The sequence below is a fragment of the Mesorhizobium sp. LNHC252B00 genome, assembly GCF_000502955.1.
Taxonomy (GTDB): Bacteria; Pseudomonadota; Alphaproteobacteria; order Rhizobiales; family Rhizobiaceae; genus Mesorhizobium.
The window spans coordinates 1-22,335 of record NZ_AYWO01000017.1 but is presented as its reverse complement, the minus strand read 5'-3'; the positions used below and the strand labels follow the sequence as shown (position 1 = coordinate 22,335).

Below are 22,335 nucleotides of genomic sequence, written 5' to 3'. Positions count from 1 at the left end.
AGGATTGCGGCGTAGTTCTCGCTATTCGCTATTCGCTATTCGCTATTCGCTATTCGCTATTCGCTATTCGCTATTCGCTATTCGCCATCACGCTGCGAAGCGCTGGGCTTCTCCGCCATAATAGTTGACGTAGCGGGCGCCGATTTCCTTGACCGGCATCACGACGAAGACGTCGACCGTCGAGAATTCGCGGTCGATGACGCAGCCATCGCCGATGCGGGCGCCAACGCGCAGATAGCCCTTGACCAAGGGCGGCATTGCCGCGATTGCCGCCTTGGTGTTGACCGCCTCGATCGGCATCAGGTCCATCGAGCAGTAGCGCCCGGACACCGCGCGCACATCCCAGGCCGAATTCGTTCGGCAATGGTGGGCGAGGTAGGTGAGTGCCTCGGCATGCGCCGCCGGCACCGTGCCGTGGAAGGAAGCACAACCGGTCATCACACCGATTTCGTAGTGGTTGATGTAAGCCCAGATGCCTTGCCACAATGCCTCGATAGTGCGCTTTGAGCGGTATTCCGGCAAAACGCAGGAGCGGCCGAGTTCGAGAAAACGCTGGCCGGGGTGACGGGCGATGAGCTTGGTCAGCTCGAATTCACCTTCCGAATAGAACCCTCCGGCGGTGGCCGCGATTTCTTGCCGCAGCAGCCGATAGGTGCCGACGATGCGGCGATGTTCGGGGCCGGAAAGCGTGGTGTCCAAAACCAGCAGATGGTCGCAGAGCGGGTCGAACCGGTCGGCATCACGGCGGTCATGGGTCTGGAACAGGTCTTTTCTGGCGCCAAGTTCGTCGTAGAACACCCGGTAGCGCACTTCCTGCGCGGCCGCGATCTCGGCTTCGTTGCGAGCGAGTCGCACTTCGAGATTACCTATACGGCCCAATGCTGCGCCCTTCATGACGCAATCGGCATTACGTCCGGCAAGCAGCGCGCTGCTGGCGTTCGGCCGAGTGTCACATTCCGGCATAACTGTATGCACGAGTGATTCTCCTTCGAGCCATCCCTCTTGGCACGGGGATACGGTGTAGGTGCAACAGGATTGTGACAGTACCGTGATGCGGCCTTGCGGGCAATACTTCGTCGGCTGGCGAATACGATCAACCGGCTACGTTACGTGATCGCGTGGCGCGGATTGGACGGTGAAAAACTCAGGCTGCGACGACCTGTCCCTCGACGGCATTGACCAGCGCCTCAGGGTCGAGCGGCTTGGTGACAAAGCCGCTGGCGCCATGAGCCAACACCGCATGGCGGGTCTTTTCCTGGCTGTCGGCCGACAGTACCATGATCGGCACCGGCGACATTGCGGTTTCTTCCTCATGGCGGCGGATGGCGGCAATCGCGTCCAATCCGTCCATGACCGGCATGTGCAGGTCCATCAGAACCACGTCGAAGCGGTGGTTGTGCCCGGCGCCCGTGACAGCCTCGACGGCGGCCTTGCCATTGCCGACCACTTTGACGCGATGCCCGGCCTTCAACAGCGTGGCGCGGGCCAGCATGGCGTTGATGTCATTGTCCTCGGCGATCAGCACCGACAGGCCCCGCTGTCGGTTGCTGACGGTGCGAAGCGTCGGCCCGCCACGCTTTTCCGGCTGCGGCTGGGCGAGGCTTGGGGCATGGCTGCTCAACAGCACGCGCAGAAGCGTTCCGCCACGCACCGGCCTGGCCAGGAAAGTTGCGTAGCCGCTGGCGCGGAACTCGCCGAGCATGCCGCGGTCGGTCGGCGCGATCAGCGTGATGGCCTCGCAGTGGGAAAAACCGCTGAGGCGTAGGCGCTTGAGCAGCCTTCCGTCGCTTTCTTCCATCGCCGCATCGACCAGAAGCGCATCGCAGCCGGCGGCGAAGGGGGCGGCCTGCGCGGCGGTGGTGGCGAGGTCGACCGCGCCGCCATTGGCGCGGATGGTGCGGGCGATGGCATCGGCCTCGACAGCGTTTTTCGAAAGGATCACCGCGCGCCTGCCCGAAAGCGCGTTTTGGCGGCCCTGCTGTGCCTCGGTGGCTGCTATCGCCGGGATCTCGAAGACGAACTCGGATCCCTGGCCGATCCGGCTGGACACCGAGATCGTGCCGCCCATGGCGGCCACTAGGCGTTTGGAGATGGCAAGGCCAAGACCGGCCCCGCCATGCGCACGCGTCGACGTGCCGTCGGCTTGCTCGAACTCCTCGAAAATGCGGTCCAGATCCTCATCGTGCAGGCCCGGACCGGTATCGGCGATGGTGAAGCAAATGCGGTCGGTGGTTTCGGTGCGCACACGCGCAACGCTCACCAACACGCCGCCGCTGTCGGTAAACTTGATGGCGTTGCCGATAAGGTTGAGCAGCACCTGCCTGACCCTGCCCGGATCGGCAGTGATCAACTGCGGCACGTCGGGTTCGACATAGCAGCCCAGCCCGATATCCTTGGCGAAGGCGCGCGCGGCCAGCAATTCGATGATGTTGTCGGCGATCTCGCGCACCGACATCGGCTGCGGCTCCGGGTCGAAGCGCCCGGCTTCGATCTTGGAGTAGTCGAGAAGATCCTCGATCAGGGCAAGCAATGCGCTGGCTGAGGTCGAGACGGCGCCGACATAGGTCTGCTGCTCCGGCGACAGGCTGGTGTCCGCCAGCAGCCTGGCCATGCCCATGATGCCGTTCATCGGCGTGCGAATTTCATGGCTGACGGTGGCGAGGAAGCGCGATTTGGCCTGGCTGGCGTATTCGGCCCGTTCGCGTGCGGTGATCAGCGAGGATTCGGCGCGTTTGCGGGCGGTGATGTCGCGGGCGATGGCGCGATGCGAAACGGCGCCGCTGTCCTTGTCGCGCACCGATAGTTCGATCCACGAAAACCAACGCGGGCCGCTGGGCGTATTGATGGCGACATCGGTGGAACTCAGGCATTCATGATCGGAAAAGGCGGCATCAGGGACGATGCCGACCTCGATGCCGAGTTCCGCCAGGGTCTTGCCTGCAAGGTCGCGCTGATCGGTTTCGACGAGATCGGCGAAGACCCTATTGGCATAGACGATGTAGCCGTCGCGGTTGCGATGAATGACGAGATCGCCGAGCGCATCGATCAGGCCGCGAAAGCGCTCATCACTCTCCTGCATTTCCCACATGCGATCGGCCAGCGTCTCGATCTCGGCGCGGCTGCGGGCGGTGGTTTGGTCAAGAAGGGCAGCGGTGCGGTGTTCGCTCCGCATCGAGTGCAGATGCAAGCCAATGCCGGCAAGGCCGGTTGCCAGCAATGCGACGCTGATGAAGATTGGTGCTCCGGTCAGATGCGCCAGGCCTGCCAGCACGATGATGGCGACGAAGGCCAGGAGCGGAAGCCCCTCGCGTCTGGCGGGCCCCGGCTCAGGCATCAGCGGTGGCGCGGCGACAAAGCGCCGCGCCGACGTCTGCACTGCATCGGCGTCGTTGTCAGTGTCCGCCTCTTGGCTGCCGGATTCCGCGATCATGCGAAACCCTTGCCAGACAGAGATTATGGAAAATTGCGGCGGATCGTTCGAATTTTAGCGGATGGGCCGATTTTGCCGAAGCTGCGGCAGATTTGCCATCAGGCGCAGCAATTCCGTCCGCCTTTCTCCGGCATTCGCACGGTTCACATGTCCACGACGACCCGGCCGCGGATCTTGCCGTCAACGATATCGCGCGCGGCATCGATGATGCCGTCGAACCCGATGGTCCTGGACAGGCTGGCGAGCTTCTGCAGATCGAGGTCGGTGCCGATGCGCCGCCATGCTTCGAGGCGGACGACCTTCGGCGCCATTACTGAATCGATGCCGAGCAGCGAGACGCCACGCAGGATGAAGGGGGCGACGCTGGTCGGCAGGTCCATGCCGCCGGCCAGGCCGCAGGCGGCGACCGCACCGCCATAGGATGTCATCGAAAGCACATTGGCCAGCGTGTGGCTGCCGACGGCGTCGACGCCACCAGCCCAGCGCTCCTTGGCCAGCGGCTTTGCCGGCTGGGCAAGCTCCTCGCGCGATATTACTTCGGCAGCGCCAAGGTTGATCAAATAGGGGCTTTCGGCATTGCGGCCGGTGGAAGCAATGACATGATAGCCGAGACTGGACAGGATCGAGACCGCGACCGAGCCGACGCCGCCGGCCGCGCCCGTCACCACCACAGGGCCGCGATCGGGCAGAATGCCGTGCCGTTCCAGCGCCATGACGCAGAGCATGGCGGTGTAGCCGGCAGTGCCGACGGCCATCGCGTCATGAGGGCTGATGCCTTGCGGCAGCGGCACCAGCCAGTCACCCTTTACACGGGCGCGGCCGGCATAGGCACCGAAATGGGTTTCACCGACGCCCCAGCCGTTCAGGATGGCCTTGTCTCCAGCCCGCCAGTCGGGATGAGAGGACGAGATGACAGTGCCGGCGAAATCGATGCCCGGCACCAGCGGCCAGCGGCGGATCACCGGCGCTTTGCCTGTGATCGCCAGACCATCCTTGTAATTCACGGTCGTCGCCTCGACCGCGATGGTGACATCGCCTTCCATCAGGTCAGCTTCGGTGAGATCGGTCACGGTTACCGACTGCTTTTTCTCGGCGTCACGCGAAACGACGATGGCTTTGAAGGTTTCGGACATCTCTTTCTCCGCGTCTGCTTGGCGACATGAACTGTGCGGCGCCGGCCGCGTGAGGTCAATCTTTGGAAGACTTGGCGTTTGAAGGCTTTGGCTCGCGCCGCCAGCCGAACAGTTCGTCGAAGACGACCAGTGCCGCGCCGACCGAGATGAAGGCGTCGGCAAGATTGAAGACGGCGAAGGACCAGACCGGCGTGTGGAACAGGACGTAGTCGATGACGTGACCGTAGACGGCGCGGTCGATCAGATTGCCGAGGGCGCCGCCGACGATCAGCGCAAAGCCGGCGCGGGCAAGGATCTGGGACGGCGCGATCCGCGTCGCCAGGAACAGCACGAATGCGACGACCGCAAGCGAGATGACGATCAGCCCGGTGTCGCCGAAGGACGAGAACATCGAGAAGGCGATGCCGGTGTTGTAGGTGCGAAACAGCGCCAGGAAGGGCACCAGGTCGAGCTTTTCCTGAAAGGCGAGACCGGTCTCGACCAGGTGTTTCACCCACTGGTCCAGCGCTATGGCCGCGACGACGAGCAACGCGTAGGGAGACCATGATCTCACGAGTGGGCAACTTTCATTGCTGGTCCAAGATTGGCTCGAGCTTCAGCGCGCCGCGCCGGATCTCGAACAGCATGACGCCGGTAGCAACGGCCAGGTTAAGCGAATCGGCACGGCCCGCTTGCGGAATTCTGAGCAGCCTGTCGCAACTCGCAGCCAGGATTTCGGGCAGCCCCTGCTGCTCGTTGCCCATCATCAGCAGCACGGGCCCGCGGGAAAAATCGACCGAGCGGTAGTCGACCGCGCCCTTCAGGTGGGTGCCGGCGACGAGGCCTGAAAAGCCGCCTCGCCAGGCAAGGAAAGCCTCGGTTGTCGCCTTGGCCACCGGCACGGCAAAGATCGAACCCATGGTGGCGCGAACCGTCTCCACGGAAAAAGGATCGGTGGTGTCGCCGACCAGGATGACGCCCTTGGCACCGACGGCGTCGACGGTGCGGATGACGGTGCCGAGATTGCCGGGATCGCGCACCCGGTCGAGCGCAACCCAGACATCGCCATTGTCGGCGCGGACATCCTTCAGGGCCAGGAATTTTTGCGAAAAGACGCCGACCACCATTTGCGGATTGTCGCGGCGGGTGATGGCGACCAGTACCTTTTCCGATACTTCGAGCACCATGCCGCCGGCGGCAACCGTGCGTGCGGCGACTTTCTCCACCGCCGCGTTGCCGCGCCCGGCCTTGGCGAAAACCAATGTCCTGATCTGCCAGCCGAGATCCAGCGCATCGATGACCAGCTTCAGTCCCTCGGCCATGAAAGCATTCTGCTGGTCGCGGAATTTCTTCAGGGCGAGCGCCTTGATATCCTTGACCAGCGGATTCGCGAGGCTGGTGACTTCCTTCACCTGCCCGGGTGCGCCTGCGTGCCGTTCGTTCATTCAGGCCACCCAACGCGAAAACAACGAGGTCGAAAGTGCCCGGCCAGCGGACTTTTCGCGGATGATCAGCTCGCCTGATTCGACTTTGCCGCCCAGGCCGGCAAAGGTGTCGCGCATCAGGGCATGGATGGCGAAGAAGGAGGCGCGGATCGAATAGGCGGTCAGCACAACGGCAAGCGGCTTCGGGGTCAAGATCGCGCGGCATAGGTCGGTCAAATCAGGCAAATCCTCGAACAATTGCCAGACCTCGCCCTTGGGACCGCGGCCATAGGCCGGTGGATCGAACAGGATGATGTCGTAGCGGCTGCCGCGACGCTCCTCGCGCTCGGCGAATTTCACCGCGTCGTCGACGATCCAGCGTATCGGCTTGCTGCCGAGGCCCGCCATCTCCTGGTTTTCGCGAGCCCAGCCGATCGCCTTCTTCGAGGCATCGACATGGGTGACCTCGGCGCCGGCACGAGCCGCAATCAGCGAGGCAAGACCCGTATAGCCGAATAGGTTCAGCACCTTGACCGGCCGCTTCGCAGCCGCGATCAGCCCGGCCATGTGGTCCCAGTGAGAAGCCTGCTCGGGAAAGACGCCGACATGGCGAAACGAGGTGAAACGGCCGAGATAGTCGATGCCGTCATGTTTCATCGGCCAGGTCTCGCCGAGCGGCATCTTAGGGAAGCGCCAGCGGCCGATGCCTTCCTCGTCGACGTCACCGGTGAAGACGGCGTCGGCGCGCTCCCAGTCTTTTGCCGGCATGGCCTTTTGCCAGATTGCCTGACCTTCAGGCCGCACGATCCGGTAAGGGCCGTATTGTTCGAGCTTTTGGCCGGCGCCACTGTCGAGCAGCGCATAATCGGCATTAGGCGCCACTTCGAGGATCACCGGAAGATGCTCAGCGGGCAAGGTGCCGGCGCGGCGGGCAAGGACGCGTGGCGCCGATTTCGGCTCGGACCGGTTGCCCGCTTTCGCCTCATGCTGTTGGCGCGGCTGGGCGTCCGGTCCGGCAGGAACCTGGCCGGTACGCGGGCGTGACACCTCCGCCGCAGCCTTCGCGGAGGGATGCGGACGGTTGTCGCGGCGTTTGTCGCGAAAAGACTTCAAGCAGGAGCAACTCCGAGCGGCGTGGCCGCTTTTGACATAGGGCAACCCGCTTCGCAACCAAGTCCGACGCGCCAGCCTCTCCGGTTTATGTCGGCCGGCGATGGACCAATGTCAAAGAAACAGGCAAATCTGCCGGATGTCCCGCTCCGAACGCCTGCTCGACCTGATCCAGACGCTGCGCCGGCACCGCCGGCCGGTGAGCGGGCAGGCTCTGGCCGATGAGCTCGGGATTTCGATCCGCACGCTCTACCGCGACATCGCGACGTTGCAGGGCCAAGGTGCGCCGATCGAGGGGGAGGCGGGGCTGGGCTATGTGCTCAAGCCAGGCTTCATGCTGCCGCCGCTGATGTTCAGCGACGAGGAGATCGAAGCCATCGTGCTTGGCTCGCGCTGGGTCGCCAAGCAACCGGACCAGCGTCTCTCGGCTGCTGCCGCCAACGCGCTGGCCAAGATCGCCGCCGTGCTGCCGGACGATCTGCGCGAGGATCTCGACGCGAGCACGTTGTTGGTCGGGCCTCCGGCCGCGGCCGTCGAGGGCATCGATCTCGGTATCGTGCGGCAGGCCATCCGCAACGAGCGCAAGCTCGGCTTCCTCTACCGCGACGCGGCCGGCGCCGCGTCCGAGCGCGTGGTCTGGCCGTTTGCCCTTGGCTTCTTCGACAAGGTGCGGGTGGTGGTGGCATGGTGTGAGATGCGCAAGGATTTCCGGCATTTTCGCGCCGATCGCATCGAAGCACTTCAGGCAACAGACTTGCGCTATCCGCGCCGCCGCCAAGTGCTGCTCAAGGAATGGCGGGCGACGCTCGACAAATCGCGCGGTCCATGACGGCTACTGCCAGAAACTGACAGTATGGCATCCTATGTTCGGCAGATCGAAACCCTGAACCTTGGAGAACGGACATGACCACCCCGAATTTCGTCATCCTCTATGTCGACCAGCCGCAGCAGAGCGGCGCCTTCTACAGTGCGCTGCTCGGCCGCGAGCCGGTCGAAAGTTCGCCCACTTTCGTGCTGTTCGTGCTCGATGCGGGTTTTAAGCTCGGCCTCTGGTCGCGCCACACAGTCGAACCGACAGCGGCCGCGGCAGGTGGCGGCGCCGAGCTCGTCTTTGCGCTGGATACACCCGACGCGGTCGATGCCGCTCATGCCGACTGGTCGGGGCGCGGGCTGAAGATCCTGCAGACGCCGACCGACATGGATTTCGGCCGCACCTTCGTTGCGCTCGATCCCGATAATCATCGGCTGCGCGTCTGCTGGCTGTCCGACGGGGAACAGGCCAATGGAGGACAGAAATGAGAGCATACTGGGATCGCCGTAGCCTCGGCTGAACATGTCAGGCGCGGCCGCCAGGTCGGCTTCATGCAGGTCAACCACGGCAAGGCGTCACCGCTGCGCCGGGTCCGGCCCGGTGATGGCATCGTCTATTATTCGCCGACCACCATTTTCGGCGAAAAGGACGGTTTGCAAGCTTTCACCGCGATCGGCACGGTGCGGGAAGGCGAACCCTATCAGGGCGACATGGGCGGCGGCTTCACGCCGTTCCGTCGCGATGTCGAGTGGGCAAAGGCCGAGGAGACGCCGATCAAGCCGCTGCTCGACAGGCTGGACTTCAGCGCGGGGAAGTCGAATTGGGGCTATCAGCTTCGGTTTGGCCTCTTCCCGATCAGCGCGCATGATTTTTCGCTGATCGCCGAAGCGATGGGCGCCAAAATGGCTGTATCGGCGAACTAGGGCTTGAGCACGTCATAGACCGCTATGCCGGCGGCAAGGTCTTCGAGCGCTGCGCCGACCGATTTGAACAGCGTGATCTCACCAGCGCTCTCGCGGCCTTTCTTCTGGCCGCGTGCGAGTTCATGCAGATCGGCGACAATGGCTTCCGGCTTCAATACGCCGGAGGCGAGCGGCTGGACGATGTCGCCAGCCTCCTTGGTGGCGCCGGCGCGGGTGTCGACAAAGACGCGGGCAAGCGCGATCGCGTCATCATCGCTTTCGCGCATCGTCGGCGTAAAGCCGCCGACTAGGTCGACATGTGTTCCCGGCCGCAACAGTGTGCCCTTGATCAGCGGCGTCGTCGTGATCGTCGCCGACGAGACGATGTCGGCCTGCTGAAGCTCGGCATCGAGATCGGTGGCGGCGCTGGCGGCGAAGCCTTCGGCCCGCAAATCGGCTGCGACCTTCTCGGCATTGGCCGGGGTGCGGTTCCAGATGCGGATGGATTTGATCGGCCGCACGGCGCTATGCGCCTTGGCGAGGAAAGGCGACAGCGCGCCGGCTCCGACCACAAGCAGCCGCGAGGCATCGCCGCGGGCCAGATAGGAGGCCGCGAGCGCCGAAGCGCAGGCGGTGCGCCACTGAGTCAGCCGCTGGCCGTCGATCAACGCCTCGGGCTCGCCGGTGGCGCCATTGAGCAGCAGGTAGAGTCCCATCACCGCAGGCTTGCCGACGGTGTTGTTGTCGGGCGAGACGGTGACGATCTTGACGCCGATGTGACCACCAGCCGACGTTCCGGCCGCGTTGAAATCGGTCCAGGCCGGCATCAAAAGCAAGGTGGAGGCCGCACCATCGGGCCGCTCGATCGTATGATGATGCCTGACCGGCTGCACCGCACCCTCGCGAAACGCCGTGCGCAGCGTCTCGACCAGTCCGGGAAAGTTCAGCGCGTGGTCGACCTCTGCGGCCGAAATGGTCAGCATGAAAAACTCCGTGGGGACAAAACCGCCGACGGGCGGTTCAAGTGGTCGGCTTCGGCAATGCCGCCCCTTGGGTCGATCCCTGGGCCGATCCTTGGTCCGGGCCTTTCGCCGCCGGCACGCGGCTGACCGCCTGGCGCAGGTTCTCGGCCTCGATGCCGCGCTGGCGCGCCAGCTTGCGATAGCGGCCCTGCTTGACCCAGGTTGCCAGGCTGCCAACGATCATGCCGATGGCGAGGGCCAGGAACAGAAAGATGAACAGCGGCAGCGTCAGCGTCAGCTTCGGATTGCCGGGATTGAACGGATCCAGCGTGAAGGCAACCAGTTCGCGATTGGCAACGGCGAGTGCGATCAGGATGATCGCAAGGGGCACGAAGATCACGATGAGGACGAAGCGATTGAACATGATGTTTTCCGTCGGAAGCTGGCCTCTCCGAGAGGCCGTCTGGCGCAGACGCCCGCCTACTTGCCGCCGTTCAGCCTTTCACGCAGTTCCTTGCCGGTCTTGAAGAACGGCACCCATTTCTCCTCAACCTCGACGGATTCGCCGGTGCGCGGGTTGCGGCCGGTGCGGGCGGGACGGTTTTTCACCGAAAAAGCACCGAAGCCGCGCAGCTCGACCCGGTTGCCTTCGGCAAGGGCGTCGGTGATTTCATCGAAGATCGCGCCAACGATGTTTTCGACGTCGCGTAGGAAAAGATGCGGATTGCGCGTGGCAATAATCTGCACAAGTTCGGACTTGATCATGAGACGGATCCCCGTGAAAGCAGTGCGGTCAAAATTATGAGGATGATTTTATTTGTTTTTTTCACTTGCCCCAAGCGGCATCTCAAGGGTGCCAGACGGAAACGAGACCGTCAAGAAACAAGCGGTCGGCGCCGAGTTCATGGATGATGTCGCCGCTGGAGGCCGGCAGGCCGAGCGCGCTGCCGATCGTCTGCGCCATCGCCTTGGAGAATAGGAAGCCGCCCCGCCGTCCGGTGTCTTTCCATTCGACGACCTCGAGTTTGGCATCGACGCCCTTGGTCGCCAGCCAGTTGACGGCTTCGGTCTCGCCGCCGACGGCGTCGATCAGTCCGTTGGCGACACCCTGGCGACCGGTGAAGATCGAGCCGTCGGCAAGTGCCAGCGCTTGTTCGCGGGTCATCTTGCGGCGCTCGGCAACAATGCCGACAAACCAGTCGTAGCTGTCGAGGATGAGCTTGCGGACCATGGCGCGCTCGTCGTCATTGGTCGCCTTGAACGGAGAGGGCGCAGCTTTCAGCGGCGAGGATTTCACTTCCTCCAGCTTGACGCCGAGCTTGTCCATCAGGCCGCTGACGTCGGGATATTGGATCAGGACGCCGATCGAGCCAACGATCGAGGTCTTGCGGGCAACGATATGATCGGCGGCACTGGCGATCATATAGCCCGCCGATGCGGCGAGCGTGCCGACCTCGGCCACGACAGGTTTGTCGGCGGCCAGCTTGCGCACCTCGTCATAGATCGATTCACCGCCGACCGTGGTGCCGCCAGGCGAATCGATCGACAGGATCACGCCTTTCACCTTCGATGACAGGCGAATGGTTTCCAGCCGCTTGATCAGTTCCTCGTCCTCGGTAATCGTGCCTTCGATCTTGACCTTGGCGATATGGTCGACCACCGAGCCGCCGAAATCGTCGCCATAGAACCAGGCTGAAAGCGCGATCACCCCGAGGGCTACGATGCCGATCGCGGCAACGCGCCAGAATGTCAGCTTGCGCCGTAAGCGGCGGCGGTCGATCAGGTCGTCGGCTCTCGGTGCCATGGTCAGCCTTTCAGTCGGCGGGAGGAGACGCTTTTAGACCATGATCCTCCCATCGGGAAGCAATTCTCTTTTGTGCATGGCGAGACAATTCATTCAGCAGGGGCGAGATGGCCACCCGCGTCGGCAATCGAGTAGGACGGCTAGACGGGCTCCCACCCCTTTCTGCTCACGTATTTGTGCAGTCGCCCCGAGGCGCGCAGCGCGACCGATGGCGGATATAATTTTACGCCGCGTGTCTGTTTCTGCTATGGAGAACGTGCGGTTGTGCGGATCTCGTTTTCATCTGTACAAGAGCGGCTGTCACATTTTTGCAGTTTTCGTGGGCTTGTGCTTGCTTGAAGGCGCCGGCGTCCCACCTATAGGCGGTGCTCGGGGCGGGCAGGGGTTTAGAAGAAAGCAGTGAATGTTAGCGCGACCGATTGAACCGACCAACGCCGAGATGGAGTTGGCTCCCCCGGCGGACGGCCGGACGCGCGGCGACGCTTTCGACCGCGCGCGGCGTCATTCGCGCCGCGTGCGCGTTCTCAAATTCGCCGTGCCGCTGGCTGCTGCACTGATCGCCATTGCTTTCCCGGTCTATTCCTATCTCGCCGCACCAGTCTCCGTCACGGTCCAGGCGGAAGGCACGGCCTTTTCCAACGGCAAGCTGGTGATGGCCAATCCTAAGCTAAACGGTTTCACCAAGCAGAAGCAGCCCTATTCGATGACCGCGCTGCGGGCCATTCAGGATGTCGGCACGCAAGGCATCATCGAACTGGAAGGCATCGATGCCAAGGTGCCGATCGCGCCTGACAATGTCGCTGCGATCAAGGCTTCGCATGGCACTTACGATCGTGACGGCAACACGATGAACCTGACAAGCGACGTGACGATCACCACAAGCGACGGCATGCAGGCCAATTTCAAATCTGTCTTCCTCGACATGGGCAAAGGCACTATGAAGACGGGAGATCCCGTCGATGTCAGCCGAGGCGGTTCGCGGATAACAGCGGATTCGATGTCGGTCCGGGACAATGGCAAGGTTCTGGTTTTCGAAAGCAAAGTGCGCGTCAATATCGATTCCGCCGCCTTGAAAACGGCAGAGGGAAACAGCGGAGAAACCAATGCGGCTCAGTAGTTCGACGCGGCTCGCGGCTGCAACTTCAGCGTTGCTGCTGCTCGGACTGGCGCCGTCATTGGCGCAGACCACCAGCCAATCAGGTCTCAAGCTGTCCGGCGACAAACCGATCCAGATCGAAAGCGACAAGCTGGAAGTCCGTCAGGCCGACAGTGTCGCCATCTTCACCGGCAATGTCAGCGTCGTCCAGGGGCCGACATTGATGAAGGCCGGCAAGATGATGGTCTATTACGTCAAGGATTCCAACGCCGGCGGCAAAGGCACGGAAGCGGCCGGCGCGGCGGCGATGACCGGTTCGGCCAACATCGATCACATGGAGATATCCGACAAGGTCTACATCAAGTCGGATGCGCAGATCGCGACCGGCGATCAAGGCAGCTTCGATATGAAGAGCCAGGTTCTGGTGCTTTCGGGCAAAAAGGTCGTTCTGTCGCAAAACGACAACGTCCTGGTCGGCTGCAAGCTCACAGTGCAGATGAAAAGCGGGCTGGCTCAGGTTGATCCATGCGCTGGTCAACGCGTCCAGATGTCGATCACCCCGCCGCCGAAATCGGGAGCGACGAACCCCTGATGGCCAGCCTGTCGTCGCTGACGGCGCGTCTTCCGGGACGGGCCGCCGGCAAGCTTTCGGCGCCGACCACGGTGACCGTCGATACGGGAAAGTTCAAGGGAACCCTAATCGCCAAGGGTCTGACCAAGAGCTACAAGGGCCGCAAGGTCGTCAGCGGCGTCACCATCGGCGTGCGCGCCGGCGAGGCCGTCGGACTGCTCGGGCCCAACGGCGCCGGCAAGACGACCTGTTTCTACATGGTCACGGGCCTGGTGCCTGTGGATGAGGGTACGATCGAGATCGACGGCTTCGACGTGACCTCGATGCCGATGTACCGTCGCGCCCGCCTCGGCATCGGCTATCTGCCGCAAGAGGCCTCGATCTTCCGCGGCCTCAATGTCGAGCAGAACATCCGCGCCGTGTTGGAAGTGGTCGAAAAAGACCGCAAGGTGCGCGAACGCAATCTCGACGAGTTGCTTGAGGAATTCCACATCAGCCATCTGCGCAAGTCGCCGTCCATGTCGCTCTCCGGTGGCGAGCGGCGGCGCCTGGAAATCGCGCGTGCGCTGGCGACCCGTCCGGCCTACATGCTGCTCGACGAGCCTTTTGCCGGTATCGATCCGATCGCCGTCGCCGATATCCAGCAATTGGTGCGCCACCTGACAGCGCGCGGCATCGGCGTCCTCATCACCGATCACAATGTGCGCGAAACGCTTGGCCTGATCGACCGCGCCTATATCATCCATGCCGGCCAGGTGCTGACCCACGGTCGGGCCGACGAAGTGGTTGCAAACGCCGATGTGCGGCGGCTTTACCTCGGCGAGGGTTTTACGCTCTGAGCGTGAAATTTGTTTCCTGACGCGATTTTTTTGCGCTCGCGGGGCTTTTTTCCTCGATTTTGCTCCGCGATAACGCTCCGGTAAGTGGGTTTTGCTAGCAATTGCCTTGACAAGCAAAAGCCGGGCCAGTTTCTATGACCGGCTGCAAAAATTGTTCTCCGGAAGTCCGGATGCGTAGACGAGGCGTTTGAAACCGAACCATGGCATTGGCGGCCAAACTACAGCTACGACAATCACAGTCGCTGGTGATGACGCCGCAGCTGATGCAGTCGATTCGGCTGCTGCAGTTCACCCATGTCGAACTCGAGCATTTCATCGACGAGGAAATCGAGCGCAACCCGCTGCTTGAGCGCGCCGAGCCGCAGGACGATGCCGCCAGCGAACAGGCGCAGAAGGTCGAGGCGGAGCCGCAGGCCACCACCGAAGGCGACTGGTTCGAAAACGAAATGCAGTGGAGCGCCGAAGCGATTTCGGACAAGCTCGACACATCACTGGAAAACCTGTTTCCCGACGACCCGGGAACCAGCGAGCGGCTCGGTCCCGACCTGACGGCGCAATGGAAATCGGCTTCCGGCAATGGCGCGAGTTCCTCATCCGAAGGTTTAGACGCCGGCGACATGGCGGCCGCGGCGATCACGCTGCGTGACCATGTCGGCGAACAGGTCGCGCTTGCCTTTGCCGATACGACGGCACGGTCGATCGCCGCCGACCTGGCCGATGGCCTCGACGAGGCCGGTTATCTGCGCGCCGACCTGGCCGAGATCGCCGCCCGTATCGGTACGGACGCCGCCGCAGTGGGGAAGGTACTGGCGGTGTGCCAGACCTTCGAGCCGGCCGGCCTGTTTGCCCGCGACCTTGCCGAATGCCTGTCGCTGCAGCTTGCCGTGCGGGACCGGCTCGATCCGGCGATGACGGCGCTGATCGCCAATCTCGAACTCCTGGCGCGGCGTGATTTCCACGCGCTGAAACGGATCTGCGGCGTCGACGAGGAGGATCTGCTCGACATGCTGGCCGAGATCCGGGCGCTCGATCCCCGGCCCGGTATGGCATTTTCGGGTGGCGCCAGCGATGCGATCGTCGCCGATGTCGAGGTGCGTGCCGCCAATGACGGCAGCTGGACGGTAGAACTCAATGCCGAAACGCTGCCGCGCGTGCTGGTCGATCATATCTATTTCGCCCAGGTCTCGCCGCAGGCGAAGAACCAGGCCGAAAAGGATTTTCTGGCCGAATGCCTGCAGAACGCCAACTGGCTGACACGCAGTCTCGACCAGCGGGCGAAGACGATTCTTAAGGTGGCCTCGGAAATCGTGCGTCAGCAGGATGCCTTCCTCGTCCATGGCGTGCGCCAGTTGAAGCCGCTCAACCTACGCACGGTGGCCGATGCCATCGGCATGCACGAATCGACGGTCAGTCGGGTCACCGCCAACAAATACATGCTGACGCCGCGCGGCGTGTTCGAACTGCGTTACTTCTTCACCGCCTCGATCGCGGCGTCGGGCGGCGGTGACGCGCATTCCTCGGAAGCCGTGCGTGACCGCATCAAGCAACTGATCGACGAGGAAAAACCCGTCGACGTACTTTCCGACGATGCGATCGTCGACATGCTGCGGGAGAGTGGTGTCGATATTGCCAGGCGTACGGTCGCCAAGTACCGGGAAGGAATGAATATTCCCTCCTCGGTGCAGCGCCGGCGCGAGAAACGGGCAATGGCCAGCGCCGGGCGCTGACGCGGTTCGACTTTCCTCAGGCCAGCACTTCATTGACAAGCCGCGGTGAAGTGGCTAGAAGCCCGCCCGCATGAGACGGGCTAGATGCCTGCATGCGGATGGTCCGTCACGACGTTGGCCTCGGGACGGTCAAAAGGCGGCTTGTGATCAACCGGAAAGTTCGGATTTAAAATCGGCGCGAGTGACGCCGCAAAGCTTGTGCGCACGGATCACGAGTATAAACTCGGGCCAGTTTGAAGCCTGAGCAAGGAAGGTCAGTTTTCAGATGAATCTGCGCATATCGGGAAAACACATGGATATCGGCGATGCGTTCCGCACACGCATCAATGATCGTGTCGGCGAAGCGATCGGCAAATATTTCGATCGCGGCTTTGCCGGACACGTCACGGTCATCAAATCGGGCTCGCGCTATTCGGCGGATTGCATGATCCGGCTGGATTCCGGCGCTTCGCTGCAGGCTACCGGCGATGCCCAGGATCCGACATTGGCCTTCGAGGCCGCGGCGGATCGTCTGGAGACCCGCCTTAGGCGCTACAAGCGGCGACTGAAGTCGCACAGTTCGGGTGCCGCAAATGGCGAACCGACTGACATTGCCTACACGGTGATGGCGCCGCTTGCGGACGACGACGAGGATATTCCGGAGAATTTCGCACCGGCTATCGTCGCCGAATCGACCATGACGCTGAAGACCATGTCGGTGGCGTCGGCGGTCATCGAGCTCGACAACAAGGACAGCCCGGTCTTCGTCTTCCGCAATGCCGGAAACGACCATCTCAACATCGTCTATCGCCGGCCCGATGGAAACATCGGCTGGATCGACCCGTTCACGACCAAGGTCGCACAAGCGTGACGACAAGGATCGCACGGACGTGACGACCACGGTCGCACTGGGATAAGAGCCGGCCGCACGAGGGGTGGGGACTGGTGACGGCAGGCGAACAAGGGATTTCAAGCATGGATCTGAGCGATCTTATCAACGTTCCGGCGATACTGCCGGCGTTGAAGGCGAACTCCAAGAAGCAGCTGCTGCAACTGCTGTCCGAACGGGCAGCGGCGATTTCCGGCATTCCGGAACGGGAGGTGTTCGACACCATCCTGCAGCGTGAACGGCTGGGCTCGACCGGCGTCGGCAACGGCATCGCCATTCCGCACGGCAAGCTGGCCGGCGTGAAGCGCATCGCGGGGGTTTTCGCGCGGCTGGAGACGCCGGTGGATTTCGAGTCGCTCGACGATCAGCCGGTCGACCTGGTGTTCCTGCTGCTGGCGCCGGAAGGTGCTGGCGCCGATCATCTCAAGGCCTTGTCGCGCATCGCGCGGGTGCTGCGCGACGCCGACACTGTGGCCAAGATCAGGGGCACACGCGACGCCGCGGCAATTCACGCGCTTTTGTCGGACACCCAGGCCTCACACGCGGCCTGAACTCAGGACGAAACCGTCGCAAGGGCCGCCACGGACGGCCCTATTCGTTTCAATTGGGGATCACCTCAGTGAATGGCGACCGTGGTCAGGTCGTTTTCCATGGCGCCGGCCAGTGCACGGTCACGCGCATCGGAAAGCAGGATCGGCTGACCATTAGCGGCAAACAGCGCCCACAGTTCCATGCCGGGCGCGATTTCGCCGAGGTTGGGGAACCGGCCGAGCAATTCGTCGCTCGAGACTTTTCTGAGATAAGCGACCGAGCCCTCGCCGAGATGCGCGAATTCGCCATTGGTCATGGTGATATTTTCAGTTCTGGTCATTTCAAAGCCTCCTTGGCGCGAGGACGCCGCTCAAGGCCATCCCGCATGAGAGCCATCGGTAAAGACTAGTCTTTCACCGATATATTTATTTTCCGTACCAGCCGTTCGGACTCCGGCCGATCGAGATCGATCGACAAAAGGCCGTTCTTCAGTTCCGCCGCGATCACCCGCATGCCGTCGGCCAGCACGAAACAGCGCTGGAACTGGCGCGCGGCGATGCCGCGATGAAGAAATTCGCGCTCGGTGTCGTCAGTTTGACGGCCTCGCACGACCAACTGGTTTTCCTCCGTTGTGACATCGAGATCGCTTTCGGCGAAACCGGCGACCGCCAATGTGATGCGCAACCTTTCGGTCTTGCCGTCGGCGCCGCTGAGGCGTTCGATGTTGTATGGAGGATAGCTGTCACCGGACTTCGCCAAACGTTCCAGGGTCTTTTCCATGGCGTCGAAACCAAGGAGAAGCGGGCTGGAAAAAGGCGTCATTCGGCTCATGTTACACTGTCCTCTCAAGAGCGACATCAAGTGGAAAAACCCAGATGGCATTTTTCCCGATGGCCTTGATATGGTCCGCCCCGCGACCAAGTTCAAGCCGTCAATAGACTCGCCCAAAAAGACCAGGTCGTGGACTCACAGGAATGATCGGCATGGCGCTTGAAACGGCGAGCAGATGCAAGGAGAAGCGCTCGGGCCGGGATCGTCTTCCCAGGTCGAGCGGTTCGACATGGCAGCTCGCGGCCGCTTCGGCGTCATTTGGATGTTTCGGTCAGATTCATCCAGGTCCATGGCTTCGCCAAACAAGGAATTGAAATGCCCCAATCACGCAAGATCATCATCGACACGGATCCCGGCCAGGATGATGCAGTCGCCATTTTGCTGGCGCTCGGCAGCTCCGAGCTGGAGATCGTCGGCATCACCGCCGTTGCCGGCAACGTGCCGCTGAAGCTTACCGAAAAGAATGCACGCAAGATCTGCGAGCTGGCTGGCCGCCCGGACATCAAGGTCTATGCCGGCGCCATCCGGCCCTTGATGCGTGAACTGGTCACCGCCGAGGAGGTACATGGCAAGACAGGTCTCAACGGGCCGCAATTGCCCGAGCCGACGATGAAGCTGCAAGACCAGTACGCGGTCGATTTCATCGTCGAGACGCTGATGACGGAAGAAAGCGGCACGATTACGCTTTGCCCGCTCGGGCCGCTCACCAACATTGCGCTGGCGCTGATCCGCGAACCGCGCATCGCACCGCGCATCAAGGAAATCGTGCTGATGGGCGGCGGCTTCTTCGAAGGCGGCAACGTCACGCCGGCCGCCGAATTCAACATCTATGTCGATCCGCATGCCGCCGATGTCGTGCTCAAATCCGGCATTCCGATCGTGATGATGCCACTCGACGTCACCCACAAGGCGCTGACCACCGCCAAGCGCACGCAGACTTTCCGCGCGCTCGGCACCAAGGTCGGCACCGCAACCGCGGAGATGCTGGAATTCTTCGAGCGTTTCGACGAAGAGAAATACGGCACCGACGGTGGGCCGCTGCACGACCCTTGCGTCATAGCCTATCTCCTGAAGCCTGAACTCTTCAAAGGTCGCAACTGCAACGTCAGCGTGGAAACCGCTTCGGAACTGACCATGGGCATGACCGTGATCGACTGGTGGGGTGTCACCAAGCGGCCGAAGAACGCCATGGTGATGCGCGACATCGACCATGACGGGTTTTTCGCCCTGCTGGTGGAGAGATTGGGGCGGCTTTAGGGCCCTCTTTGCCTTCTCCCCTTATGGACCCATAAGGGGAGAAGGCGAGGCGGTCCTACTTCGACCGTGAGAACGCCAGCCACAGGCCGCCACCGACCATGAAGCTTCCGCTGATCCTGGACATGAGCTTGATGCGGCTGGCCGACAGCAGGCGTCCGGCGCGGCCGGCGGCCAGCGCGTATGTCGAATCCGACATGGCCGCGAAGATCATGGCGGTGAGGCCCATGACGGCGATCTGCAGCGAGTAGTTGCCTTGTGGCGAAATGAACTGCGGAAAGAAGGCGCCGAAGAAAATCAGCGTCTTGGGGTTGCTGAGCGCCACGAGCAGACCCTGCAGGAAGAAGCCGCCGCGCGGCTTCCTGGCGGTCCCGTCAGCGTTCAACTTGCCCTTTGAGCGGAACATCTGGACACCCATCCAGATCAGATAGGCGGCGCCGATCAGCCGCACCCATTCGAACCAGTGGCCCATGCCCGAAATCAGCGTGTTAAGGCCGATGCCGACGATGGCGATCATCACGGCAAGCCCGGCCTGCGTGCCGGCGACATTGGCGAGACCGGCGCGGGTGCCATGGCGGATGCTGTTGGCGATGATCAGCGTGACCGTCGGACCGGGCACCAGGATGATGACGATGCAAGCGACGACATAGGCGGCGTAGAGTTCGAGCGACATGATTTTTCCCTGTTTGCTGGAGCATGATCTTTTCCGAAAACCAGTCCCCACTTTTCGGGATCATGCTCTAGGAATGCCGCCGATGCGGCGCGGCTGAGGATAATCAATGCATGGCAGCGCTGACGGTGCAAGCCGGTGCGCGAAACGCCGCGATGCTGCTCAGGCGCCGGCCTGCCAGGGCATCGTTGCCTCGTAGGCCGCCGCCGCCTTAAGCACGGCGAGATCGCCGCGCGGCCGGCCGATCAACTGCATGCCCATCGGCCGGCCCTTGTCGTCGAAGCCGACCGGCACGTTGACCGCCGGGCAGCCGCCCAGCGTGGCGAACGCCGATACCTGCATCCAGCGGTGGTAGCTGTCCATCGCGCGTCCGGCGACCTCACGGGGCCAATGCGTGCTTACATCGAACGGGAAGACCTGCGCGGTCGGCAGCGCAATGAGATCATAGCGGTCGAAGAGCGACAGCAGCGTTCGATGCCAGGAGGTGCGGATGACGGAGGCGGCGCGGATCTGCGGCGCCGTCAGCCGTATCGCGTTCTCCACTTCCCAGATGGCTTCCGGCTTGAGCAGGCGGCGTTTCGCGGGGTCGTCATAGTGTGTCTTGAGCGCACAGCCGCTGCTGGCTTGCCGCAGCGTCACGAAGGCCTGCCACAACGCTTCGAAATCGAAATCCGGCAGCAGGGGTTCGCTGGGGAAGGACGCATCCGCAAAGCGGCCAAGTGCTGCCTCGCACAGGCTGAGAATGCCGGGTTCGACCGGCAGATGACCGCCGAGGTCGCCAAACCAGGCGATGCGGCCGCCAGTCGCTTTTGCTGCAAGCCCTCCGAGGAATGACGTCGGTTTCTCATAGGACAAAGGCGCCTGCGGATGGTAGCCCGCCTGCACATCGAGCAGCAACGCCATGTCGCGAACATTGCGGCCCATCTGTCCGTCGACGCCCATCTGCGCATGAAAGACCTCGAAGTCCGGTCCGCCGGGAACAAGTCCTTGTGACGGGCGGAAGCCAAAGACATTGTTCCAGGCGGCCGGGTTGCGCAGCGAGCCGCCAAAATCGCTGCCATCGGCGACCGGCACCATGTCGAGCGCCAGCGCCACCGCCGCGCCGCCGCTCGAGCCGCCGGCTGTCAGAGCCGGATCGAAGGCGTTGAGCGTCGGCCCGAACACGGTGTTGTAGGTGTTGGAGCCAAACCCGAATTCGGGGACGTTGGTCTTGCCGACGATGATGGCGCCGGCGTCGCGGATGCGTTCGACGAAGAAATCGTCTTCTTGCGGCACGAAGTCAGCGAAGATCGGCGAGCCGAAAGAGGTTCTGAGGCCCGCGGTCGAGGCGAGGTCCTTGATGGCGATAGGCAGGCCGAACAGCGCCCCGGTTTCGACACCCGCTTGCCGCCGGGCATCGGCCGCATCGGCTTCGCGCAGTATATCGGCGCGATCACGCAAGGAGACGATGGCGTTGACGAGCGGATTGACCGTCTCGATGCGGTCGAGGAATGCCGTGACCACCTCGCGCACGGAAAGTGTCTTCCGGCGGATCGCGTCGGCGAGCTCGATGGCGGACAGGCGGCAGATGTCGCCGGCCGGCGTCACGGCATGCTTTGTCCGAGGGCGCAGCATCTCAACGGGTTTCCTGCAAAACCTGATCGACATCCTTGGCCAGCGGTATCGCCGGCTGGGCGCCCGGCTTGAGGCAGGCCAACGAGCCGGCCGCGCCGGCGCGCGCCAGCGCCTGTTCGAGCGCAAGGCCGGACGACAGACCGGCGGCGAAATAGCCGCAGAACGTGTCGCCGGCACCGACCGTGTCGACAGGCGTGATCTTCAGTGCCGGAACGGTCAGGAAGTCGCTTGGCGTCGCCGCCATCACGCCGTCGCCGCCAAGCGTGACGACGATGGTGCGGCCGGTTTTCCCGGCAAAGTCGCGCATGCGCGCCGCCCGGTCGCGGCCTTGCAGTGACAGTGCTTCGCCATAGAGATCGAATTCGGTCTCGTTGGCGACGGCATAGTCCGCCTTGCCGAGAAAGCCGGCTGCTTCGCCCTGGAAGGGTGCTGTGTTGAGCACGGTGACGGCCCCGGCCGCTCTTGCCTGGTCGAGGGCGGCTGCGACGGTCGCCAGCGGAATTTCATGCTGCAGCAGCACGACATCGCCCTGTTTGAAAAAGGCCTTTGAGAGATCGCCGGGCACCACAGACGCGTTGGCGCCCGGTATCACGGCGATGATGTTCTCGCCGTCGTCGCCGACCATGATCAGCGCCGTGCCAGTCGAGGCGTGGGTCTCGGCGACGCCGGACAGGTCGACCTTGCCGTCGCGCAGCAGCGCCAGCGCGTCGGCAGCGAAGCTGTCCTTGCCGACGGCTCCCACCATGCGCACCGAGGCGCCGGCGCGCGCGGCGGCCAGC

General features: G+C 62.9%; 25 protein-coding genes. 10 read left to right on the top strand and 15 right to left on the bottom strand.

Features of this window, described 5'->3' with window-relative positions; genetic code table 11:
- Nucleotides 1-87: 87 nt before the first annotated feature.
- The 6 genes from X744_RS150205 to X744_RS150230 all read right to left on the bottom strand — a co-directional run bounded on the left by X744_RS150205 (nt 88) and on the right by X744_RS150230 (nt 7,079).
- The gene (locus X744_RS150205) at nt 88-975 is read right to left on the bottom strand and encodes a GNAT family N-acetyltransferase (RefSeq protein WP_031260676.1); all 888 of its coding nucleotides are present in this window, start codon (nt 973-975) and stop codon (nt 88-90) included.
- A gap of 169 nt (nt 976-1,144) precedes the next feature.
- Complete coding sequence (locus tag X744_RS150210) at nt 1,145-3,430, bottom strand: PAS domain-containing hybrid sensor histidine kinase/response regulator (protein WP_023760755.1); 2,286 nt, start codon at nt 3,428-3,430, stop codon at nt 1,145-1,147.
- Nucleotides 3,431-3,573: 143 nt separating this feature from the next.
- Nucleotides 3,574-4,563: an MDR family oxidoreductase gene (locus X744_RS150215; protein ID WP_023760754.1), complete on the bottom strand. Its 990-nt coding sequence runs from the start codon at nt 4,561-4,563 to the stop codon at nt 3,574-3,576.
- Between the two features lie 55 nt (nt 4,564-4,618).
- Nucleotides 4,619-5,116 (bottom strand): signal peptidase II, encoded by a 498-nt coding sequence (lspA, locus tag X744_RS150220; protein WP_023760753.1) that lies wholly within the window; start codon nt 5,114-5,116, stop codon nt 4,619-4,621.
- Between the two features lie 13 nt (nt 5,117-5,129).
- Nucleotides 5,130-5,987, bottom strand: a complete 858-nt coding sequence (locus X744_RS150225) for an RNA methyltransferase (protein WP_023760752.1) — start codon at nt 5,985-5,987, stop codon at nt 5,130-5,132.
- A complete protein-coding gene (locus X744_RS150230; protein ID WP_023760751.1) occupies nt 5,988-7,079 on the bottom strand; it encodes a class I SAM-dependent rRNA methyltransferase in 1,092 nt (363 codons plus the stop codon). It lies immediately after the preceding gene.
- 136 nt (nt 7,080-7,215) lie between these two features.
- Between X744_RS150230 and X744_RS150235 the strand changes: the two genes are divergently transcribed.
- From X744_RS150235 to X744_RS0137575, 3 genes are all read left to right on the top strand, one after another.
- Complete coding sequence (locus tag X744_RS150235) at nt 7,216-7,905, top strand: YafY family protein (RefSeq protein ID WP_023760750.1); 690 nt, start codon at nt 7,216-7,218, stop codon at nt 7,903-7,905.
- A 74-nt stretch (nt 7,906-7,979) separates the two neighbouring features.
- Nucleotides 7,980-8,375 carry a VOC family protein gene (locus tag X744_RS150240; protein WP_023760749.1) on the top strand — a complete coding sequence of 132 codons (396 nt, stop codon included), beginning with the start codon at nt 7,980-7,982 and terminating at the stop codon, nt 8,373-8,375.
- Nucleotides 8,376-8,438: 63 nt separating this feature from the next.
- Nucleotides 8,439-8,810 carry an EVE domain-containing protein gene (locus tag X744_RS0137575; RefSeq protein WP_348626171.1) on the top strand — a complete coding sequence of 124 codons (372 nt, stop codon included), beginning with the start codon at nt 8,439-8,441 and terminating at the stop codon, nt 8,808-8,810.
- Here X744_RS0137575 and X744_RS150245 read toward each other — a convergent pair.
- The 4 genes from X744_RS150245 to sppA all read right to left on the bottom strand — a co-directional run bounded on the left by X744_RS150245 (nt 8,807) and on the right by sppA (nt 11,555).
- A complete protein-coding gene (locus tag X744_RS150245; RefSeq protein WP_023760748.1) occupies nt 8,807-9,772 on the bottom strand; it encodes an ornithine cyclodeaminase family protein in 966 nt (321 codons plus the stop codon). The genes X744_RS0137575 and X744_RS150245 overlap by 4 nt on opposite strands.
- Before the next feature lie 37 nt (nt 9,773-9,809).
- The gene (locus tag X744_RS150250) at nt 9,810-10,175 is read right to left on the bottom strand and encodes a DUF1049 domain-containing protein (RefSeq protein ID WP_023760747.1); all 366 of its coding nucleotides are present in this window, start codon (nt 10,173-10,175) and stop codon (nt 9,810-9,812) included.
- 56 nt (nt 10,176-10,231) lie between these two features.
- Nucleotides 10,232-10,516, bottom strand: coding sequence for an integration host factor subunit beta (locus X744_RS150255; RefSeq protein ID WP_006200394.1), 285 nt, complete (start codon nt 10,514-10,516; stop codon nt 10,232-10,234).
- 82 nt (nt 10,517-10,598) lie between these two features.
- Nucleotides 10,599-11,555 carry a signal peptide peptidase SppA gene (sppA, locus tag X744_RS150260; protein WP_023760746.1) on the bottom strand — a complete coding sequence of 319 codons (957 nt, stop codon included), beginning with the start codon at nt 11,553-11,555 and terminating at the stop codon, nt 10,599-10,601.
- Nucleotides 11,556-11,958: 403 nt separating this feature from the next.
- Between sppA and lptC the strand changes: the two genes are divergently transcribed.
- The 6 genes from lptC to ptsN all read left to right on the top strand — a co-directional run bounded on the left by lptC (nt 11,959) and on the right by ptsN (nt 17,207).
- Entirely contained in the window at nt 11,959-12,672 is a 714-nt protein-coding gene (gene lptC / locus X744_RS150265; protein WP_023760745.1) for an LPS export ABC transporter periplasmic protein LptC, read from the top strand.
- Nucleotides 12,659-13,243, top strand: coding sequence for an LptA/OstA family protein (locus X744_RS150270; protein ID WP_023760744.1), 585 nt, complete (start codon nt 12,659-12,661; stop codon nt 13,241-13,243). The genes lptC and X744_RS150270 overlap by 14 nt, the downstream gene beginning before the upstream one ends.
- Nucleotides 13,243-14,061, top strand: coding sequence for an LPS export ABC transporter ATP-binding protein (gene lptB / locus X744_RS150275; RefSeq protein ID WP_023760743.1), 819 nt, complete (start codon nt 13,243-13,245; stop codon nt 14,059-14,061). Before X744_RS150270 ends, lptB begins: the two co-directional genes overlap by 1 nt.
- A 200-nt stretch (nt 14,062-14,261) precedes the next feature.
- The gene (rpoN, locus tag X744_RS150280) at nt 14,262-15,788 is read left to right on the top strand and encodes an RNA polymerase factor sigma-54 (RefSeq protein WP_023760742.1); all 1,527 of its coding nucleotides are present in this window, start codon (nt 14,262-14,264) and stop codon (nt 15,786-15,788) included.
- Nucleotides 15,789-16,053: 265 nt separating this feature from the next.
- Entirely contained in the window at nt 16,054-16,638 is a 585-nt protein-coding gene (gene raiA, locus X744_RS150285; protein WP_023760741.1) for a ribosome-associated translation inhibitor RaiA, read from the top strand.
- 104 nt (nt 16,639-16,742) lie between these two features.
- The gene (gene ptsN, locus X744_RS150290) at nt 16,743-17,207 is read left to right on the top strand and encodes a PTS IIA-like nitrogen regulatory protein PtsN (RefSeq protein ID WP_013529589.1); all 465 of its coding nucleotides are present in this window, start codon (nt 16,743-16,745) and stop codon (nt 17,205-17,207) included.
- A gap of 65 nt (nt 17,208-17,272) precedes the next feature.
- Here the strand turns inward: ptsN and X744_RS150295 are convergent, their stop codons facing one another.
- Complete coding sequence (locus X744_RS150295; RefSeq protein ID WP_023760740.1) at nt 17,273-17,527, bottom strand: DUF1150 family protein; 255 nt, start codon at nt 17,525-17,527, stop codon at nt 17,273-17,275.
- A gap of 65 nt (nt 17,528-17,592) precedes the next feature.
- Entirely contained in the window at nt 17,593-18,018 is a 426-nt protein-coding gene (locus tag X744_RS150300; RefSeq protein WP_023760739.1) for an Hsp20 family protein, read from the bottom strand.
- 315 nt (nt 18,019-18,333) lie between these two features.
- Between X744_RS150300 and X744_RS150305 the strand changes: the two genes are divergently transcribed.
- Nucleotides 18,334-19,275 (top strand): nucleoside hydrolase, encoded by a 942-nt coding sequence (locus X744_RS150305; RefSeq protein WP_023760738.1) that lies wholly within the window; start codon nt 18,334-18,336, stop codon nt 19,273-19,275.
- A gap of 55 nt (nt 19,276-19,330) precedes the next feature.
- Here X744_RS150305 and X744_RS150310 read toward each other — a convergent pair whose 3' ends face one another.
- The 3 genes from X744_RS150310 to X744_RS150320 all read right to left on the bottom strand — a co-directional run.
- On the bottom strand, nt 19,331-19,945 hold the full coding sequence (locus X744_RS150310; RefSeq protein WP_023760737.1) for a LysE family translocator: 615 nt from the start codon (nt 19,943-19,945) through the stop codon (nt 19,331-19,333).
- Nucleotides 19,946-20,104: 159 nt separating this feature from the next.
- Nucleotides 20,105-21,556 (bottom strand): amidase, encoded by a 1,452-nt coding sequence (locus tag X744_RS150315; protein WP_023760736.1) that lies wholly within the window; start codon nt 21,554-21,556, stop codon nt 20,105-20,107.
- A gap of 1 nt (nt 21,557) precedes the next feature.
- The coding region (locus tag X744_RS150320) for a ribokinase (RefSeq protein WP_031260674.1) at nt 21,558-22,335 on the bottom strand (778 nt) is incomplete at its 5' end.

Bases quoted from the DNA above. Each gene is read 5' to 3' on its own strand.
- X744_RS150255 (WP_006200394.1), bottom strand. From the start codon at position 10,516: ATGATCAAGTCCGAACTTGTGCAGATTATTGCCACGCGCAATCCGCAT.
- X744_RS150270 (WP_023760744.1), top strand. From the start codon at position 12,659: ATGCGGCTCAGTAGTTCGACGCGGCTCGCGGCTGCAACTTCAGCGTTG.
- raiA (WP_023760741.1), top strand. From the start codon at position 16,054: ATGAATCTGCGCATATCGGGAAAACACATGGATATCGGCGATGCGTTC.
- X744_RS150295 (WP_023760740.1), bottom strand. From the start codon at position 17,527: ATGACCAGAACTGAAAATATCACCATGACCAATGGCGAATTCGCGCAT.
- lptB (WP_023760743.1), top strand. From the start codon at position 13,243: ATGGCCAGCCTGTCGTCGCTGACGGCGCGTCTTCCGGGACGGGCCGCC.
- ptsN (WP_013529589.1), top strand. From the start codon at position 16,743: ATGGATCTGAGCGATCTTATCAACGTTCCGGCGATACTGCCGGCGTTG.
- X744_RS150225 (WP_023760752.1), bottom strand. From the start codon at position 5,987: ATGAACGAACGGCACGCAGGCGCACCCGGGCAGGTGAAGGAAGTCACC.
- X744_RS150215 (WP_023760754.1), bottom strand. From the start codon at position 4,563: ATGTCCGAAACCTTCAAAGCCATCGTCGTTTCGCGTGACGCCGAGAAA.
- lptC (WP_023760745.1), top strand. From the start codon at position 11,959: ATGTTAGCGCGACCGATTGAACCGACCAACGCCGAGATGGAGTTGGCT.
- X744_RS150300 (WP_023760739.1), bottom strand. From the start codon at position 18,018: ATGAGCCGAATGACGCCTTTTTCCAGCCCGCTTCTCCTTGGTTTCGAC.
- X744_RS150245 (WP_023760748.1), bottom strand. From the start codon at position 9,772: ATGCTGACCATTTCGGCCGCAGAGGTCGACCACGCGCTGAACTTTCCC.
- X744_RS150315 (WP_023760736.1), bottom strand. From the start codon at position 21,556: ATGCTGCGCCCTCGGACAAAGCATGCCGTGACGCCGGCCGGCGACATC.
- X744_RS150240 (WP_023760749.1), top strand. From the start codon at position 7,980: ATGACCACCCCGAATTTCGTCATCCTCTATGTCGACCAGCCGCAGCAG.
- rpoN (WP_023760742.1), top strand. From the start codon at position 14,262: ATGGCATTGGCGGCCAAACTACAGCTACGACAATCACAGTCGCTGGTG.
- X744_RS150210 (WP_023760755.1), bottom strand. From the start codon at position 3,430: ATGATCGCGGAATCCGGCAGCCAAGAGGCGGACACTGACAACGACGCC.
- X744_RS150235 (WP_023760750.1), top strand. From the start codon at position 7,216: ATGTCCCGCTCCGAACGCCTGCTCGACCTGATCCAGACGCTGCGCCGG.
- sppA (WP_023760746.1), bottom strand. From the start codon at position 11,555: ATGGCACCGAGAGCCGACGACCTGATCGACCGCCGCCGCTTACGGCGC.
- X744_RS150310 (WP_023760737.1), bottom strand. From the start codon at position 19,945: ATGTCGCTCGAACTCTACGCCGCCTATGTCGTCGCTTGCATCGTCATC.
- X744_RS150250 (WP_023760747.1), bottom strand. From the start codon at position 10,175: ATGTTCAATCGCTTCGTCCTCATCGTGATCTTCGTGCCCCTTGCGATC.
- X744_RS0137575 (WP_348626171.1), top strand. From the start codon at position 8,439: ATGCAGGTCAACCACGGCAAGGCGTCACCGCTGCGCCGGGTCCGGCCC.
- X744_RS150305 (WP_023760738.1), top strand. From the start codon at position 18,334: ATGCCCCAATCACGCAAGATCATCATCGACACGGATCCCGGCCAGGAT.